The organism is Ameyamaea chiangmaiensis, from assembly GCF_013376175.1.
Lineage (GTDB): Bacteria > Pseudomonadota > Alphaproteobacteria > Acetobacterales > Acetobacteraceae > Ameyamaea > Ameyamaea chiangmaiensis.
In genome coordinates this window covers 1-1,482 of record NZ_JABXXR010000298.1, presented here as the reverse complement: position 1 = coordinate 1,482, position 1,482 = coordinate 1, and the positions used below count along the sequence as shown (strand labels likewise).

Annotated in this window: 1 protein-coding gene; it reads left to right on the top strand. The window is 70.1% G+C overall.

Annotated features, from left to right (window positions below):
• Positions 1 to 1,482 (top strand): replication restart helicase PriA (priA, locus tag HUK82_RS16555; RefSeq protein WP_176614958.1); only part of this gene is annotated, 1,482 nt, incomplete at both ends.

Genomic DNA, 1,482 nt, shown 5'->3' with positions numbered 1-1,482 from the left:
GGGGCCGACCTGCAACGGGCGGCCGATGTCGGCGCGTCGGTGCTGCGCGGGCTGGAACAGTCCGGGGCGCTGCGCATGGTGCCCATGGACGCGGCGCCGCCCTTTCCGACGCCGGACCCCGACCATCATCCCCCGAGGCTGAGCGGCGATCAGGACGATGCCGCGGCCGCCCTGCGCGCCTGCGTGGCGGAGAGACAGTTTTCGGTCACCCTGCTTGAAGGTGTCACGGGTTCGGGCAAGACGGAAATCTATCTCGAGGCCGTGGCGGCGTGTCTGGCGCAGGGACAGCAGGCCCTGGTGCTGCTGCCCGAGATTGCCCTGTCCGCGCAATGGACGGCGCGGTTCGAGCGTCGCTTCGGCGTGGCGCCCGCCGTCTGGCACTCCGACCTTACACCCCGGCTGCGGCGGCAGACCTGGCGTGCGGTGCGCGACGGGCAGGTGCGGGTTCTGGTCGGCGCGCGTTCGGCCCTGTTTCTGCCGTTCGAGACCCTGGGCGTCATCATCGTCGATGAAGAGCACGAGACCGCCTTCAAACAGGAAGACGGCGTGACCTACCATGCGCGCGACATGGCGATCGTGCGCGCGCGCCTCGCACAGGCACCGGCCATTCTGGTCTCGGCCACCCCCAGCCTCGAAACCCTGACGAATGTGGAGACGGGGCGCTATGGCCGGATCGCGCTCGGGGCCCGTCACGGCGGGGCCACCATGCCCGACGTCGAAGCGATCGACATGCGGGCCGATCCGCCCGAGCGGGGACTGTTCCTGTCGCCGCGTCTGGTCGAGGCGATGCGCGCGACGTTCGCGCGCGAGGAACAGGCCATGCTGTTTCTCAACCGGCGCGGTTATGCGCCCCTGACGCTGTGCCGGACGTGCGGGCACCGGATGGAATGCCCCAACTGTTCGGCGTGGCTGGTCGAACATCGCGCGCGGCGTATTCTGACCTGCCACCACTGCGGCTATGTGGAGCCCATACCCGACGCCTGCCCGTCCTGCCAGACCAGCGGCAGCCTGACGCCGATCGGGCCGGGTGTGGAACGCATCACCGAAGAAGCACGGGCGACCTTTCCCGACGCACGGCTTCTGGTCATGACCAGCGATACGCTGACCTCCCCCACCGCCACGGCCGCCGCCGTGGCGCAGATCGCCGACCGGACGGTCGATCTGGTGATCGGCACGCAGATCGTCGCCAAGGGCTGGCACTTTCCGCACCTGACGCTCGCGGGCATTGTCGACGCCGATCTTGGTCTGGGCGGCGGCGACCTGCGGGCGGCCGAACGGTCGGTCCAGTTGCTGCATCAGGTCGCCGGGCGCACGGGGCGCGCGCAGGCGCAGGGCCGGGTGCTGCTGCAAAGCTACGTGCCGGAACACCCCGTGATGCAGGCCCTGGTCTCGGGCGATTTCGCAGCGTTCATGGCACGCGAGGCCGAGCAGAGACGGCCGGGGCACTGGCCACCGTTCGGCCGGCTGGCCGCGATCATCGTC